The sequence below is a fragment of the uncultured Rhodoblastus sp. genome (assembly GCF_903903185.1).
Classification (GTDB): Bacteria; Pseudomonadota; Alphaproteobacteria; order Rhizobiales; family Beijerinckiaceae; genus Rhodoblastus.
Map to the genome: position 1 here is coordinate 1 of NZ_CAIUXT010000209.1, position 14,761 is coordinate 14,761.

Below are 14,761 nucleotides of genomic sequence, written 5' to 3' on the forward strand. Positions count from 1 at the left end.
AAAAGGCCGATCCGCGTTTCGTCATCAATGCGCAGAATTGCGTCCATTGCAAAACCTGCGACATCAAGGACCCGGCGCAAAACATCACCTGGACCGCCCCCGAAGGCGGCGGCGGACCGAATTATCCCAATATGTGAGGGGCGGGGCGGCGCCGACGCTGCTTTTAGCCAATGAGCGCGACAGCGCCCAGGAATTTGCCTGCCGCTCAATGACTTGGACGATGGGCTGCCTTGACGGAGCCGCGCCCGGGGCCCACTTTACGTGCTGGGTTGTGACCCGGTTTTCGCGACCCCCCGTCCGGGGCCGGCTCCTCCCGTTCAGGCGCGAAAGGATTTCAGCCATGCTTCGCATTTTCATTCGCCTGCTTGCCCTTGCGTTCTGCCTAGGCTTGCCCGCGATCAACACGGCAGGCGCCGCCGTCGTCGGCGGCATCGCCAGCGGGGGGCGTCTCGCCCTTGCGGCCTCGCCGATTGAGCAGGCGCAATATGTCTATGGCGGCGCGCCTTATTGCTTTTACGGCAATGGCTGGCGCGGTCCCGGCTGGTATCGCTGCGGCTTCGCCTTCCGCACCGGCTATGGCTGGGGCGGCGGATATGGCTGGAACGGCTGGCGCGGCGGCTATCGCGGCGGCGCGGCGGTCTATCGCGGCTACCGGGGCGGCCCGGCGGTCTATCGCGGCGGCTATCGGGGCGGCGGGGCGGTCTATCGGGGTGGCGGCTATCGTGGCGGAGGGGTCTATCGCGGCGGTTATCGTGGCGGCGGCGCCTATCGTGGCGGTGGTTATCGTGGCGGCGGCTATGGTGGCGGCGGACGCGGTTTCCATGGCGGCGGTCGCGGCCGACGGTAAAACTTGACCGATTAAAGCCGCCGGGCGGGCGGCGTCCTCGATGCGATCCTTGGCGGCAAATAATACCAGGGAGATGCAACTTCGAGGGTGTCGTTCGCTGCGGCGGTTGCGCCTTTATTCGCGTCGGACAAAACAGCTGATGGCGGAGAGGGAGGGATTCGAACCCCCGATACGGTTGCCCGTATGCCGCATTTCGAGTGCGGTGCATTCGACCACTCTGCCACCTCTCCAATGCCCAAGGTGTTTCGGTTGGCAATCGGCCAGTCCGGTGGTGAGGCGGCGCAATAGCATGAGCGCAAGCGACGGCGCAAGGGCGTCGCCCGATATTAGGCCTTCGCCGGTGCGAAAACAGCGCGAAGTCCGGTCCCGGCCGCCGGAGCCCGGCAAAACCCGCCGATAGGGCTTCGGGAGGGCATTTGCTGCTTGACTTCGCGGGCCGCGCATTTTATCGAACCCAACGGTTTGTCGTGGCTGCCGCCGCGGCATTTTGCGTTTTTCAGGGTCCGTTTCGTATCGGAACCCGATCTTCGCCCGAATAGCCGGACCCTGCCCGACGCTGCCACAGGCTGCGGCAAGGCTTGGGTTCACCCTGCTGGTTCAGCTGCAAAGAAGCCGGTCGCGTTAAAGCCCATTCCCGAAAAGTTGCAGACTTTTCGGACCAGAATTGGCGGTTCAAACCGCGCAGAGCCGGATCGAACACGAGGAAGAACGATGTTCGCAGTCATTAAAACCGGCGGCAAGCAATATCGCGTCGCCGCCGATGAACAGATCACCATCATGTCGCTTGCCGGAGAAGCCGGCGAGACCGTGACCTTTTCCGATGTCCTGCTGGTCGATAACGACGGCGCCACCCAATTGGGCGCGCCTTTCGTCGCCGGGGCGTCGGTCACCGCCGAAATCGTCGAGCAGACGCGTGGCCCGAAGGTCATTTCCTTCAAGAAGCGCCGGCGCAAGAACTCGAAGCGCAAGCGCGGCCATCGTCAGGATCTGACGGTCGTGCGCATCGTCGAAGTTTTCGCTTGAACAGTTAGATTGGCCGCTCTGGCGGTTTGAAAGTTTCGGAGCAGGATCATGGCCCACAAAAAGGCAGGCGGTTCATCCCGCAACGGACGCGACTCGGCGGGTCGTCGTCTCGGCGTCAAAAAATTCGGCGGCGAAAACGTACGCGGCGGCAACATCATCGTACGCCAGCGCGGCACCAAGTGGCATCCGGGCGTCAATGTCGGCATCGGCAAGGATCACACCCTGTTCGCCCTCGTCGACGGCAAGGTTCTGTTCAAGGCCCGCAGCGACGGACGCGCGTATATCAATGTCGTACCGGTCCCGGCCCACGCCGACGACAAAGCAGCCGCCAAGGTAGCGGCAGAGTAAGCGGAGGTCGCTTTCAGGGACCTCCGAGGCGCAAAGCCCCCGAGGATCGGCCCTGAAGTTCGACCGGCTCGCGAGCCAAAACGACAAAAGGCCAGGTTCCGACGCGAAGAAGGTCACATTCTTCGCGCAGGAATCGATCCGGAGCCAGATGCTCAAGGGGGAACGCGCGTCGTTTCCCCTTCTCGTTTGCCTGGAGCGTTTGCCATGTTTCCCGAACTTGCCCGCGACGAAGTCTTTCGACTCGAAACCCGCCGGCTCTGGCTGCGCTGGCCGCGCCCCGCCGACGCCGAGGCCTTGTGCGAACTGGCCGGAAACCCGGAAGCGGCCTGTATGACCGCAACCCTGCCGCATCCCTGCCGGATCGAGGACGCCGAATATTTCATTCGCCGCAGCCGCGAAGAGGCCGCGCGCGGCGAGGCCTTGCGCTTCGTCGTGACGCTCAAGAGCTTGCCGCGTTCCGTGATCGGCGCGATCGGCGTCGAACCGCGCGACGGCTTGCCGCAGCTGGGCTATTGGCTTGCCCGGTCGTTCCGCGGCATGGGCTATGCCCGCGAGGCGGCGGCGGCGGTGACCGACGCCTTTTTTTTGCTTACCGGCTCCGAGCAATTGCGCGCGGCGGTTCCGCCGGAAAATACCGATTCGCGCGGCGTGCTCGAAAATCTCGGCTTCGCGCCGGTGGAACGGCCGAAGCTGGCGCCGGGCATTGCGGCGCAACGCGCGGTCTTGCACTTCGCCTTGCCGCGCGGGGACTGGCGCGGGCTTGGCCTCGCCCGCTTGCGGCCGGGCGCTGGCTTCGATAGAGCCATAATCTGAAACAAAGGGACCACGCAACCGCGCCGAAAATTCTTGGCGCGGTCGCGGTGGATTTAACCAGATGAAATTTCTCGACCAAACCAAAATCTACGTGCGCTCCGGCGACGGCGGCGCCGGCTGCGTCTCGTTCCGGCGCGAAAAATTCATCGAATTCGGCGGGCCCGACGGCGGCGACGGCGGGCGCGGCGGCGATGTCGTGGCCGAATGCGTCGAGGGCCTGAACACGCTGATCGATTTCCGCTATCAGCAGCACTTTAAAGGCAAGACCGGCGGGCACGGCATGGGCAAGAACCGCCACGGCGCGGGCGGCGCCGACGCCGTGCTCAAAGTGCCCGAGGGAACCCAGATTTTCGAGGAGGACGGCGAAACCCTGATCGCCGACCTCACCGAAGTCGGCCAGCGCGCTGTCATCTGCAAGGGCGGCAATGGTGGTTTTGGCAATCTGCATTTCACCACCTCGACCAATCGCGCGCCGCGCCGGGCCAATGCTGGCCAGCCGGGCGAGGAGCGCACCATCATCCTGCGCTTGAAGCTGATCGCAGACGCCGGTCTCGTCGGCCTGCCCAACGCCGGCAAATCGACGCTGCTCTCCAGCGTTTCGGCGGCGCGGCCGAAAATCGCCGACTATCCCTTCACCACGCTGCATCCCGGCCTTGGCGTCGTCGAAATCGACGAAAAGGAATTCGTGCTTGCCGATATTCCCGGCCTGATCGAAGGCGCTCATGAGGGCCTTGGGCTCGGCGACCGCTTTCTCGGCCATGTCGAGCGCTGCGGCGTCTTGCTGCATCTGGTCGACGCTACCGGCGATCATGCCGGCAAGGCCTACAAGATCGTGCGCGGCGAACTCGAAGCCTATGGCAATGGGCTGGAGGACAAGCCCGAAATCGTCGCCTTGACCAAGATCGACGCCGTGGACGCGGAGGCGCTCAAACAGCAGGTCGAAAGACTGAAACGCGCCATCCGCAGCGCCGGCCCGGCTGTGCCCGAGGGCGAAAAGCCGCGCGCGCCGATCAGGATTTCCGCCGTCTCCGGCGAGGGCGTTGTCGAAGCCTTGCGTCTGGTGTGGAAGGTCATTGCGAACCGGCGGAGCGAAGCGGCGGCGCTGGTTGCGCAGGACGAATGGCGGCCTTGATTTGTTTTCCCTTATCGCGAAGTCGCGATAAGGGAGTTCCTCGCATAAGCTCCACAAGGCGTCGATAGACGCCCGTCTTTCGACGGGCTATCGGTCGCATTCGCTCCTAACCGATCCGTTGGGCGGATCGGTGGAGCAACGGGAAGTTTGGAATGGTTTTGCCTCGTCTCGATCAATTCCGGCGCATTGTCGTCAAGGTCGGCTCGTCGCTGCTGGTGGATCGCGCGCAGGGTCAAGTGAAGCGCGACTGGCTGCATGGGCTGGCCGACGATCTCGCGGCTTTACACCGGCGCGGCGCCGATGTGCTGGTGGTGTCGTCTGGGGCGATTGCGCTGGGGCGTTCGGTGCTGGGCCTGCCGCCCGGCGCGTTGAAACTGGAGGACAGCCAGGCGTCGGCCGCCGTCGGCCAGATCGCACTGGCCCGCATCTGGGCGGAGGCGCTGGCCGAGCGCAAAATCGTCGCGGGCCAGATTCTCGTCACCCTCGGCGACACCGAGGAGCGCCGCCGCTATCTCAACGCCCGCGAGACCCTGTCGCGGCTGCTCGCCATGCGCGCCGTTCCGGTGATCAACGAGAACGATACGGTGGCGACCAGCGAAATCCGCTATGGCGACAACGACCGCCTTGCCGCGCGCGTCGCCACCATGGCCTCCGCCGATCTGTTGATCCTGCTGTCCGACATCGAGGGCCTTTACGACGCGCCACCGGCCAATAACCGGGACGCGAAACTCATCCCCATGGTGGCGCGGATCAACGGCGAGATCGAGGCCATGGCGGGCGGCGCGGCTTCCGAGCTTTCGCGCGGCGGCATGCGGACCAAGATCGAGGCCGGCAAGATCGCCACTTCCGGCGGCGCCCATATGGTGATCGCAGATGGGCGCCAGCTCAATCCGGTGGCGCAAATCGCTTCGGGCGCGCCCTGCACCTGGTTCCTGACGCCGTCGTCGCCGGTCACGGCGCGCAAAAAATGGATCGCCGGCTCGCTGGTTCCGCGCGGCGTGCTGCATATCGACGACGGCGCCGCCCGCGCCATCGTCGCCGGCGCCAGCCTGCTGCCGGCGGGCGTCAAGAATGTCGAGGGCGATTTTTCGCGCGGCGATTGCGTGCTGATCCGCAATATTCAGGGCGGCGAGATCGGACGGGGCCTCGTCGGCTTCGACGCCCCGCGCGCGGCGAAAGTCATGGGCCGCAATTCGCGCGAGATCGCGCAAATTCTCGGGCCGGAAGAACGAGTCGAAATGATCCACCGCGACGACATGGCGCTGGCCGGGGATTTTTCCGGCGAGGCGTGAGTTGGACGTCATGGCTTTGCGGGCGCGGGGGCCCTGGCCTGATCCGGCGGGCCGGTGAATACGTAAAAAAATCATGAGCGCGTCACATTTCATCCCTTCGGAAACCTCCGCGCCCAAAGCCGCGCTGCTTTTGGGCTGGGGGGGCGTCATCCCCTTCGTCGCTCTGGCGTTGGCGAGCCTGACGGCGGCGCCCGACGCTGCGCCGCTGTTGCTTGGCTATGGCGCGATCATCCTCGGTTTCATGGGCGCGGTCTGGTGGGGCGTGGCCATGGCGCAAGGGGAAACCGCGCCGCGCCTTTATGCGATCAGCGTGCTGCCGGCGCTGGCGTCTTTCGCCGCGCTGCTCACGCCCGTCTGGATCGGGCTGTGGCTGTTGGCCGCAGGCTTCGCGGCGTTGCTGCTGTTCGATCTGGCGCAGGTCGGCAAAGGCGCCGCGCCGTCCTGGTATGGCGCCTTGCGCGTCAAGCTGACGTCCTGCGTGCTGCTTTCGCTGGTGCTCGTCGCGGTCTTGCAGGGCCGCGTTGTTTCCTGATTTTTAAAACGGCGCTGCGGAGACCAAATGGAAAAAATCATTATTGTGGGCGCCTCGGGCGGCGTCGGTTCGGCTTTGGCGCGCCGTCTCGGCGCCAAGGGCGCGGCCTTGCATCTCATCGGCCGGGACGAGGCCAAAATTTCGGCTTTGGCCCGGGAACTCGACGCCTCCTTCGCTTGCGCCGAAGCGATCGACGAGGCGGCGCTGGCGGCGGCGGTGGAACAGGTCGGCGAGGCGAAAGGGCTGGTCTATGCCGTCGGCAATTTGAACCTGAAGCCCTTGCAGTCGATCACGGTCGCGCTGATGGAGCAGGATTTTCGCGTCAATGTCCTTGGCGCCCTGGTCAGCGTCAAGGCGGCGCTTCCGGCGCTCAAGCGGGCGGGCGGCGCCGTCGTGCTGTTTTCCTCCATTGCGGCGCGGCGCGGCTTTCCGTTTCACGCCTCCATCGGCGCGTCGAAGGCGGCGGTTGAGGGGCTGACTTTGGCGCTGGCGGCGGAACTGGCGCCGAAAATCCGCGTCAACGCCATCGCGCCTTCGCTGATGCGAACCCAGCTCGCGGCGCGAATCGTCGCCAACGAGGCCACCGCCGCGACGATCGCGGCGGCGCACCCGATCTCGCGGCTCGGCGAAGCCGAGGATGCAGCGGGGCTGGCGGAATTCCTGCTCTCGGCCGACGCGCAATGGATCAGCGGCCAGATTTTCGCCTGCGACGGCGGCCGCTCGACGCTGAACGGCCGGAATTAGCGAGGGCGCGCGGTTGGGCCGCTATTTGGCGAAGGCCAACCTCTCTGATAAATGACGATCCTCGCCGCGTCATGAGCTGAGCGAAACCATGGAAAACCTGCATCTTCTCGACGCCAAATCCGCCGATCTTCACGCCGGCCTGTTGGCGCTTGGCGCACGCGCGCGCAAGGCGGCGCGCACGCTCGGGCTGGCTGCGCCGGAACAGAAAAACCGCGCGCTCCTCGCCGCAGCAAAATTTCTGCGCGAAAAAGCGCCGGACCTGCTGGCCGCCAACGCGCTCGACATGGCGCAGGCGCGGTCCAAAAATCTCGGTCCCGCTATGCTCGACCGCCTGTCGCTCGATGAAAAGCGCATCGCCTCGATGGCGCAGAGCCTTGAGGACATCGCCGCTCTGCCCGATCCGGTCGGGCGGGTGCTCGAAACTTTTCTGCGCCCCAATGGCCTGCGCATCGAGCGCGTCGCCACGCCGCTCGGCGTGGTCGGGGTGATTTTCGAAAGCCGCCCCAATGTCACCGCCGACGCCGGCGCGCTCTGCCTCAAAGCCGGCAACGCCGCGATTTTGCGCGCCGGCTCGGAGAGTTTCCATTCGTCGCGGCTGATTCATGCCTGCCTCGTCGAGGGCCTGCGCGAGGCTGGCCTGCCGGAGGACAGCATCGCGCTGATCCCGACCCGTGACCGCGCGGCGGTCGGCGCCATGCTGACGGGGCTCGGCGGCGCCATTGATGTCATTGTGCCGCGCGGAGGCAAAAACCTCGTCGCGCGCGTGCAGGCCGAGGCGCGCGTCCCGGTCTTCGCCCATCTCGAAGGCATCGTCCATGTTTATGTCGATGGCGAGGCCGATCTGGAAAAAGCCGAAAAAATCCTGCTCAACGCCAAATTGCGCCGCACTGGCATTTGCGGCGCGGCGGAAACCCTGCTGGTGGACCGCGCCGGCGCGCCCAGATTGCTCGCGGCGCTGGTCGAGGCCTTGCTTGCGGCGGGCTGCGAAGTGCGCGGCGACGAGGCGACGCAAAAGGTCGATGCGCGCGTCAAAAAGGCCGTGGCGGAGGACTGGACCACCGAATATCTCGAAGCCATCATCGCCGTAAAACTGGTCGAGGGCGTCGAAGGCGCGATCGAACATGTCGAAACCTTCGGGTCGCACCACACCGATTGCATCGTCACCGAAAACGTCGCGCGTGCTGAAAAGTTTTTGCGCGAGGTGGATTCGGCCATCGTCATCCACAATGCCTCGACGCAATTCGCCGATGGCGGCGAATTCGGCTTCGGCGCCGAAATCGGCATCGCCACCGGGCGAATGCATGCGCGCGGGCCAGTCGGAGTGGCGCAACTGACATCGTTCAAATATCTCGTCCATGGCGCGGGCCAGACCCGGCCGTGAAATTTTCGCGCTGACCATGGCCCGTCTGCCGCCCCATGCGCCAAATATGCGGATCGGCCTGTTCGGCGGCTCGTTCAACCCGCCGCACGCCGGCCACGCCCTCGTCTGCGCCATTGCTTTGCGGCGGGTGAAGCTCGACCGGCTCTGGCTGATGGTCTCGCCGGGAAATCCGCTCAAGAACGCCACCGGCCTCGCGCCGCTGCCGGAGCGGATGCGCGCGGCGCGGCGCCTCAGCCGCGATCCGCGCATCGTCGTCACCGATTTCGAGGCCGGGATCGGCGCGCGCTATTCCTGGCAGACTGTCGAGCATCTGCGCCGCGCCTGTCCGGGCGTTCATTTCGTCTGGATCATGGGGGCGGATAATCTGGCCGCGTTTTTTCGCTGGCGGCGCTGGCGCGACATTGCGCGAAAAATGCCGATTCTGGTCATCGACCGGCCGGGATCGACGCATCGGGCGACGCGCGGCGTCGCGGCGGCCTGGTTCGACCGCCGCCGTCTGCCGGAAATGGCCGCCAAAAACCTCGCCCTGCGCCCGCCTCCGGCCTTGATCGTGCTGCATGGTCCGCGCTCGAACCTGTCTTCGACGCAATTGCGGGCGCTTCGGGCCGGCTCGGAACGCAACGATTGATGTTTTTTCCTTAACCAGCGCCATTTTACGCTATAAAAGGGAAATTCCCGCGCCCAAAGCGCGGAAAACAAAAGGATTGTCAAACTGAACCTTACCAAATCCACGGGCGCCGAGCCTCGGCCCGCCGACGGTTTCAACACCGCGCTGCTGACCGAGCAGGCGCGCGCCGTGCTGGCGGCGCTCGACGAGTCCAAGGCGGAAGAGGTCGTGATCATCGACCTCGCCGGTAAAACCTCGATCGCCGACTGGATGGTCATCGCCAATGGCCGCTCCACCACCCAGGTCGGCGCGCTGGCCGACCGCGTCATCAAGGCGCTCAAGGAAGCCGGCGGCGCCACCCCCGCTGTCGAGGGCGTCCCGGCCAACGACTGGGTGCTGATCGACGCCGGCGACCTGATTGTCCATCTGTTCCGCCCCGAAGTGCGGCAGTTCTACAATCTCGAAAAAATGTGGGGCGTCGATCGTCCCGGCGAGAAGCGGCAAGAAGCCTGAAACCGAAAAACCGACCAACCCGCTGAAAAGAGGCTCGGGCGTGAAACTGCTGCTGGTCGCGGTCGGGCGGCTCAAAGCCGGGCCGGAACGCGAGTTGGTCGCCCGTTATGCCGGGCGTTGCGTCGCGATGGGACGAAACATCGGTTTTTCGAGCTTTGACATGCGGGAAATCGATGAATCGCGCGCCCGCCGTCCCGAAGACCGCAAGGCCGAGGAGGCGGCGGCGATCTGGAGCCTGTTGCCGTCGTCCTCGAAAATCATCTGCCTCGACGAGCGGGGCAGGGCGCTGTCGAGCGCCGATTTCGCCCAAAAACTCGGGGAATGGCGCGGTTGCGGCGCGGGAAACTGCGTTTTGGTCATTGGCGGGCCGGACGGGCTCGACCCCGGCTTGCGCGAAAAAGCCGACCTGACGCTGGCTTTCGGCGCCATGACCTGGCCGCACCAGCTTGTCCGCGCGCTCGCCGCCGAGCAAATTTTCAGAGCCATGACAATAATTTCTGGCCATCCCTATCATCGCGCCTAGAGGAAACTGCCGAAAACCTGCTGCGGTTTAGGCAAAAAAATTCTTTTTAAAACAGAGGTCTAGAGCCTTTTTATGAGGTGACTCGCTTTGATCCGACTCCCGTTTGATTTTTTTAATGGGTTACATTCGCTCACATGCGCCGAAGGTCCGCGTTAGCGAAAACGCCTTGAGATGCTATGCAACTCGACGCCGGCTTTTTTGTTATGAACATATGAGTCCGCGCCGGAGCGACACAACTGCATGAATGTTGACGATGCGTTCGATCTCGCTCCCTGCGGCCTCGCCCTGCTCGCGCCTGACGGCGCCTTTTTGCGAGTCAACCGCGCCCTGCTCGACTGGACCGGCTTTGCCGCGTCGGAACTGATATCAACCAAAAAGCTGGCGGATCTGGTCGATGGCGAGGGAGAAAGGTTCTTTGCCGATCTTTCGCTGGCTTTGAGCGAAGCGGCCGGCGCCGTCGATGAAATTTTCGTGCTGTTGCGCTGCAAATCCGGTGAAATCCTGCCCGCCTGGCTCAATTTCGCCCGCCGGAGCGCGGAGGAGGGCGCGGCGGGGACGATCCATGTCGCGGCCTTTCGCGGCGAGCATCGCGCCAGCTACGAGTCGGAACTGCGGCGCGGCAAACAGGCGGCCGAGCAACTGGCGGCGATTGTCGCCAATTCCATCGACGCCATCGTCAGCGTCCATCCGGACGGCGCGGTGCTCAACGCCAATCGCGCCTTCAGCGACATTTTCCAGTACGAACCGGTGGAACTGGCCGGCGCCCGTCTCGCCGATCTGATCGTGCCCGAGGCGCATTACCCCGAACATGCGGAAAAGCTGCGCAAGGCCGCGCTGGAGCCGTCAAAGCCGCAGATCGTGCGGCGGCGGCGCAAGGACGGCCAATGCCTCGACTTTTCGCTGTCCACGGCGCCGATCCGCAATGAGGACGGCGAGGTCGTGGCGATTTCGGCGATCTACCGCGACATCGCCCCGCTGATGCGCGCCGCCGAGCATATTGAATTCCTGCTGCGCGAGGTCAACCACCGCTCGAAAAACATGTTGTCGGTGGTGCAGGCGGTGGCGCGCCAGACCGCGCGGCTGGCGTACAGCCCCGACCTGTTCATCGACGGATTCATGGCGCGGCTCGCCGCCATCGCCTCCAGCCACGATCTTCTGGTGTCGCGCGACTGGCGCGGCGTACAGATCGCCGACCTGACCAAAAGCCAGTTCAGCCATCTCGACGAGGAGACGCAGGCGCGGATCGCGCTGACGGGCGATCTGCTCGAAATCAATCCGCGCGCGGCGGAAGCCTATGGTCTGGCCCTGCACGAACTCTCGACCAACGCCGTCAAGCATGGCGCGCTCTCAGCGCCGTCTGGCGCGGTGAAGCTGCACTTTCGCATCGATCCGGACCAGAATTTCTACATCCTGACCTGGCGCGAGAGCGACGGCCCCGCCGTGACCGAACCGCCGCGCGCCGGGTTTGGCGCCGCGGTGCTGACCCGCATGGCGCCGATGGCGATCGAAGGCGAAAGCGCGCTCGACTACGCGCCGGAAGGGCTGTCCTACCGCCTCTCCGCGCCGCTGGCGCAGGTGGCGATGAGCGGGCAGGGGTGATTTTGCGCGATGCGGCGCTTGAATGAGGGGGCGGAATGACGTTGACGCGGCAACGGCCTCGCCGGCGGATAGTTATGCCAACGTTGTTTCCTGAAAGGAGATATCGCAACCGATGCTATCTTTGAGGGCGGGAGCGCATGACGCTGAAGCGTGGCGCCTGCGTCGACGCAACGATGGATAGGTGTCCATCAAGCTTTTTGAGCTTGTAATTATTTTAAAGGAAATCTCGATGGGGCTTCGTATAACCAGTGCTTATGTAACCAGTATCAGTACCGATACCGGAGCAAGCGCAACAGATTTTTACACAAGCGACCAGACTTTGAAATTGCAAGGCAATATTTACGTCGATCAAACCTCAGATCCAAGCGCTCCGTATTCAGCGCAACTTGGCGCATGGGCGGTCGAGACAACGACAGGCGCTTCCTATTTTATCGGTTTTAGTTATGGTTCACCTGGAACCTATCGTTTTTTCATGTCTCAAAGCCAAACTATCCCGCAAGGAAAATATTCGATCAAGCTTTTCCAATCGAATTCAACATCCGATAGCGTTCCAGTCGGCCTACAGCTTTTGGACAGCAGCAGCGTCGTCACGATCGACACGACGGCGCCCACAGAGACGACGCCCGGCGCTCAGTATGACCCGATTTCCGGCGATGGAGCCATCATCTTCGGCTCGGTCCACGGCAACCGGATTACGGTGAGCGACAATAACGACGACAAGCTGACGGTCCGAATTACGGTCGATGACGGCTTGCTCAACCTGAACGGACCGATGCTGAACGTGACGGTCGCCGGACTCAACACCAGCCAGATGACCATCGCCGGGTTGGCGAGGGACATCGATACGGCGATCAATAACCACCTGAGCTATACGGCGGTGTCGTTCAAAGTCGGCGCGGCCGACAGGATGAGGGTTGAGGCGACCGATCTGGCCGGCAATTTGTCGTCCGCCTCGATCGACATTTCGGTGACCTGTTTCATGGCCGGCACGCGGATCAAGACGCCAACAGGCGAAGCCAAGGTCGAAACCTTGCGGCGGGGCGACCTCGTGCTGACCGCCGACGGCCGCTCCCTGCCGGTCGACTGGCTCGGTCGCCAGACCGTCTCGACGCTTTTCGGCGACGTGCAGCGGGTGTTGCCGATCCGCATCAAGGCCGGCGCGCTCGCCGACAATGTTCCCTGCCGCGACCTGCTGATCTCGCCCGACCACGCCATCCTGATCGACGGGGTGCTGGCGCAGGCCGCCGCCCTCGTCAACGGCACTTCGATCGCGCGCGAGCGCGCGGCGCCGACCGTCTTCATCTATTACCATGTCGAGTTGGAGGATCATTCGCTGATCCTCGCCGAAAACGTTCCGGTCGAAACCTTTGTCGACAACATCGATCGCCGGCGTTTCGACAATTGGGACGAGCATCTGGCCCTTTATCCCGAAGGCAAGGCCATCGGCGAATTGCCCTACCCGCGCGCCAAGAGCCGCCGGCAGGCGCCCATGAACCTGCGGGTCCGGCTGGACGAACGCGCCGGGTTGATCGGCGCGGCGGGTGAAAATGTCGCCCGAAGCGGCGGCGCCGCTCTAGTCGGAGCGGATAACATCGGTCCTTTTCAAGGGCCGATGGGATAAGTTTGCCGGCAGCGGGTTTTTTCTCGTCAAGACGACGCGGATCGGGGGAAGGAATTTCATGCATTTCTTGTTCGCCAAACGAATGCTTGCCATGTTTGTCATCGCGACCGCCCTTTGCGCCACAACGTCGCTGCGCGCCGGGGAGCCCGCCAGGCTGGCAATCGATGCGGCGGCCCGCGTGCAGGAATTGATCCCGGAGATCGAAACCTATATCGAAAGCGGCATGAAAGCCTTCGACTCGCCGGCCCTCGCCCTTGGCGTCGTCGTCGATGACAAGGTGGTCTACGCCAGAGGTTTTGGCGTGCGCAGCAGGGCGAGCGGCGGCGCGGTCAATTCGCGCACCCTGTTCCAGATCGGCTCCACCACCAAAGGCTTTCTCGCCACGACGCTGGCGATCATGGTCGATCGTGGCAAGCTGCGCTGGGACGACCGCATTGTCGATCTCGACCCGGCGTTCCAGCTCAAAGACCCCTGGGTAACGCGCGAATTCCGCGTGTTCGATCTGCTCGCGCAGCGCTCGAGCCTGCCGGCCTACGCCAATGATTCGCTCGGCGTGCCGCTCGGCATCGACGAGACCGCCCTGATCCATTCGCTGCGCCATGTCGAGCCGGTTTCGAGCTTCCGCAGCGCCTTCGCCTATACCAACATCACCCATATGCTTGCGGGCCGGATCGTGGCGAAGGCGGCGGGGGCGGCGGACTGGAACGCGGTGCTGCGCGCCGAATTGCTCGACCCGCTCGGGATGAAGGAAAGCTCGGTGACGGCGCAGGCGATGGAACAGGCGCCCAATCACGCGAGCGGCTACCGCTGGACGCCGCAAGGCGTAGTCGAGGTCCCGTTCACCCAAATATTCCCTTATGATTTCATGGGCGCCGGCGATATCAACTCCAATATCGAGGAAATGTCCCGCTGGCTGCAGCTGCAACTCGGCGACGGCGTGTTGGAAGGACAGCGGCTGGTGTCGGCTGAAAACCTGGCCTTCACGCGCCGGCCCGAGGTCGCGATTACCGAGAAGGCGTTTTACGCGATGGGCTGGATCCGGCTGGAGACGCCGAACGGCGTCGCGATCTGGCATAATGGCGGCACCTCGTCCTTCGGCGCCTTCGTCGGCTTCATTCCGGATCGCAAGGCCGGAATCGTGCTGCTGACCAATGAGGCCAATGTCGGCTTCCCCGACGCGCTCGGCATTTGGCTGCTCGACCGCATTCTCGGCAATGAAAAAGTCGATTACGTCGCGAAAAAGCTCAATGAGGCGACGGCGGCTTTCGCCAAGGACGCCGCGCGGTTCGACAAGCCGGCCAACCCGCGCCCCTTTCCCGCGCTTGCGCCGCTGGTGGGCGCCTACGTCAACCCGGCGATCGGCAAGGCTGTGCTGAAGCGGGAGGGCGAGGCTCTGGTCATGGAGATTGCGACAGGCGGCGCGAAACTGCGGCTTGACCCGTGGGACGGCGACGTGTTCACCGCCACGCTGGCGCCCGAAGGCCGATTTGCGGCCGTCGCCGCCAATGAGGGCCCAGGCCCCGCCGGCTTCGTGCAATTCCAGATCGACAACGACGGCAAGCGGAACCGCCTGCGGATGACCGACACGAATGGACAGCAATTTGAATTCTTGAGGGAATGAGGCGGGTGAAAGGGCTATAATAATGCTTTCGGCGTGTGCTCCAAAGGCGAGAGCCCTCCGCGCCGATGATGATGAGACAAAGACCTGCCGGGAGTTTACCCTTGAGGGCCAAGGTCGCAGCATTCAATGGTTTTGCCCGTTTTGAACGATGAAAAGACTCATGCC

The 14,761-nt window shown here is 63.9% G+C and carries 16 protein-coding genes and 1 tRNA gene; 16 read left to right on the forward strand and 1 reads right to left on the reverse strand.

The genetic code is table 11. The features are described from left to right. The coding region (locus tag QZY01_RS18235; RefSeq protein ID WP_294532733.1) for a 4Fe-4S dicluster domain-containing protein at positions 1 to 137 on the forward strand (137 nt) is incomplete at its 5' end. Positions 138 to 340: 203 nt separating this feature from the next. Continuing rightward, complete coding sequence (locus QZY01_RS18240) at positions 341 to 847, forward strand: hypothetical protein (RefSeq protein WP_294540037.1); 507 nt, start codon at positions 341 to 343, stop codon at positions 845 to 847. Between the two features lie 140 nt (positions 848 to 987). Here QZY01_RS18240 and QZY01_RS18245 read toward each other — a convergent pair. Further along, a tRNA-Ser gene (locus tag QZY01_RS18245) sits at positions 988 to 1,077 on the reverse strand. 481 nt (positions 1,078 to 1,558) lie between these two features. On the opposite strand from QZY01_RS18245, the gene rplU reads away from it, so the two are divergent. From rplU to QZY01_RS18315, 14 genes are all read left to right on the forward strand, one after another. Next, positions 1,559 to 1,870 carry a 50S ribosomal protein L21 gene (rplU, locus tag QZY01_RS18250; RefSeq protein ID WP_294540040.1) on the forward strand — a complete coding sequence of 104 codons (312 nt, stop codon included), beginning with the start codon at positions 1,559 to 1,561 and terminating at the stop codon, positions 1,868 to 1,870. 48 nt (positions 1,871 to 1,918) lie between these two features. Then, positions 1,919 to 2,218, forward strand: a complete 300-nt coding sequence (rpmA, locus tag QZY01_RS18255; protein ID WP_294540042.1) for a 50S ribosomal protein L27 — start codon at positions 1,919 to 1,921, stop codon at positions 2,216 to 2,218. A gap of 204 nt (positions 2,219 to 2,422) precedes the next feature. Beyond that, complete coding sequence (locus QZY01_RS18260) at positions 2,423 to 3,031, forward strand: GNAT family N-acetyltransferase (protein ID WP_294540044.1); 609 nt, start codon at positions 2,423 to 2,425, stop codon at positions 3,029 to 3,031. 61 nt (positions 3,032 to 3,092) lie between these two features. Further along, positions 3,093 to 4,163, forward strand: coding sequence for a GTPase ObgE (gene obgE / locus QZY01_RS18265; RefSeq protein WP_294540046.1), 1,071 nt, complete (start codon positions 3,093 to 3,095; stop codon positions 4,161 to 4,163). 152 nt (positions 4,164 to 4,315) lie between these two features. Beyond that, positions 4,316 to 5,455, forward strand: coding sequence for a glutamate 5-kinase (gene proB, locus QZY01_RS18270; protein ID WP_294540048.1), 1,140 nt, complete (start codon positions 4,316 to 4,318; stop codon positions 5,453 to 5,455). Positions 5,456 to 5,528: 73 nt separating this feature from the next. Further along, positions 5,529 to 5,987 carry a DUF3429 domain-containing protein gene (locus tag QZY01_RS18275; protein WP_294540053.1) on the forward strand — a complete coding sequence of 153 codons (459 nt, stop codon included), beginning with the start codon at positions 5,529 to 5,531 and terminating at the stop codon, positions 5,985 to 5,987. A 27-nt stretch (positions 5,988 to 6,014) separates the two neighbouring features. Then, entirely contained in the window at positions 6,015 to 6,731 is a 717-nt protein-coding gene (locus QZY01_RS18280; protein ID WP_294540056.1) for an SDR family oxidoreductase, read from the forward strand. 88 nt (positions 6,732 to 6,819) lie between these two features. Further along, positions 6,820 to 8,112: a glutamate-5-semialdehyde dehydrogenase gene (locus QZY01_RS18285; protein ID WP_294540058.1), complete on the forward strand. Its 1,293-nt coding sequence runs from the start codon at positions 6,820 to 6,822 to the stop codon at positions 8,110 to 8,112. 16 nt (positions 8,113 to 8,128) lie between these two features. After that, entirely contained in the window at positions 8,129 to 8,740 is a 612-nt protein-coding gene (locus QZY01_RS18290) for a nicotinate-nucleotide adenylyltransferase (protein ID WP_294540060.1), read from the forward strand. A gap of 144 nt (positions 8,741 to 8,884) precedes the next feature. Continuing rightward, complete coding sequence (gene rsfS, locus QZY01_RS18295; RefSeq protein WP_294540102.1) at positions 8,885 to 9,232, forward strand: ribosome silencing factor; 348 nt, start codon at positions 8,885 to 8,887, stop codon at positions 9,230 to 9,232. A 40-nt stretch (positions 9,233 to 9,272) separates the two neighbouring features. Then, positions 9,273 to 9,755 carry a 23S rRNA (pseudouridine(1915)-N(3))-methyltransferase RlmH gene (gene rlmH, locus QZY01_RS18300; protein WP_294540062.1) on the forward strand — a complete coding sequence of 161 codons (483 nt, stop codon included), beginning with the start codon at positions 9,273 to 9,275 and terminating at the stop codon, positions 9,753 to 9,755. 240 nt (positions 9,756 to 9,995) lie between these two features. After that, complete coding sequence (locus QZY01_RS18305; RefSeq protein WP_294540064.1) at positions 9,996 to 11,354, forward strand: PAS domain S-box protein; 1,359 nt, start codon at positions 9,996 to 9,998, stop codon at positions 11,352 to 11,354. A gap of 568 nt (positions 11,355 to 11,922) precedes the next feature. Continuing rightward, positions 11,923 to 12,975: a Hint domain-containing protein gene (locus QZY01_RS18310; protein ID WP_294540066.1), complete on the forward strand. Its 1,053-nt coding sequence runs from the start codon at positions 11,923 to 11,925 to the stop codon at positions 12,973 to 12,975. 91 nt (positions 12,976 to 13,066) lie between these two features. Next, positions 13,067 to 14,596, forward strand: coding sequence for a serine hydrolase (locus QZY01_RS18315; RefSeq protein WP_294540068.1), 1,530 nt, complete (start codon positions 13,067 to 13,069; stop codon positions 14,594 to 14,596). The last annotated feature ends 165 nt before the right edge of the window (positions 14,597 to 14,761 follow it).

What these genes read in the sequence shown, in the direction of transcription:
- obgE (WP_294540046.1), top strand. Translation starts at nt 3,093, where the DNA reads ATGAAATTTCTCGACCAAACCAAAATCTACGTGCGCTCCGGCGACGGC.
- QZY01_RS18315 (WP_294540068.1), top strand. Translation starts at nt 13,067, where the DNA reads ATGTTTGTCATCGCGACCGCCCTTTGCGCCACAACGTCGCTGCGCGCC.
- QZY01_RS18275 (WP_294540053.1), top strand. Translation starts at nt 5,529, where the DNA reads ATGAGCGCGTCACATTTCATCCCTTCGGAAACCTCCGCGCCCAAAGCC.
- QZY01_RS18280 (WP_294540056.1), top strand. Translation starts at nt 6,015, where the DNA reads ATGGAAAAAATCATTATTGTGGGCGCCTCGGGCGGCGTCGGTTCGGCT.
- QZY01_RS18305 (WP_294540064.1), top strand. Translation starts at nt 9,996, where the DNA reads ATGAATGTTGACGATGCGTTCGATCTCGCTCCCTGCGGCCTCGCCCTG.
- QZY01_RS18260 (WP_294540044.1), top strand. Translation starts at nt 2,423, where the DNA reads ATGTTTCCCGAACTTGCCCGCGACGAAGTCTTTCGACTCGAAACCCGC.
- QZY01_RS18240 (WP_294540037.1), top strand. Translation starts at nt 341, where the DNA reads ATGCTTCGCATTTTCATTCGCCTGCTTGCCCTTGCGTTCTGCCTAGGC.
- QZY01_RS18285 (WP_294540058.1), top strand. Translation starts at nt 6,820, where the DNA reads ATGGAAAACCTGCATCTTCTCGACGCCAAATCCGCCGATCTTCACGCC.
- proB (WP_294540048.1), top strand. Translation starts at nt 4,316, where the DNA reads ATGGTTTTGCCTCGTCTCGATCAATTCCGGCGCATTGTCGTCAAGGTC.
- rpmA (WP_294540042.1), top strand. Translation starts at nt 1,919, where the DNA reads ATGGCCCACAAAAAGGCAGGCGGTTCATCCCGCAACGGACGCGACTCG.
- rplU (WP_294540040.1), top strand. Translation starts at nt 1,559, where the DNA reads ATGTTCGCAGTCATTAAAACCGGCGGCAAGCAATATCGCGTCGCCGCC.
- QZY01_RS18290 (WP_294540060.1), top strand. Translation starts at nt 8,129, where the DNA reads ATGGCCCGTCTGCCGCCCCATGCGCCAAATATGCGGATCGGCCTGTTC.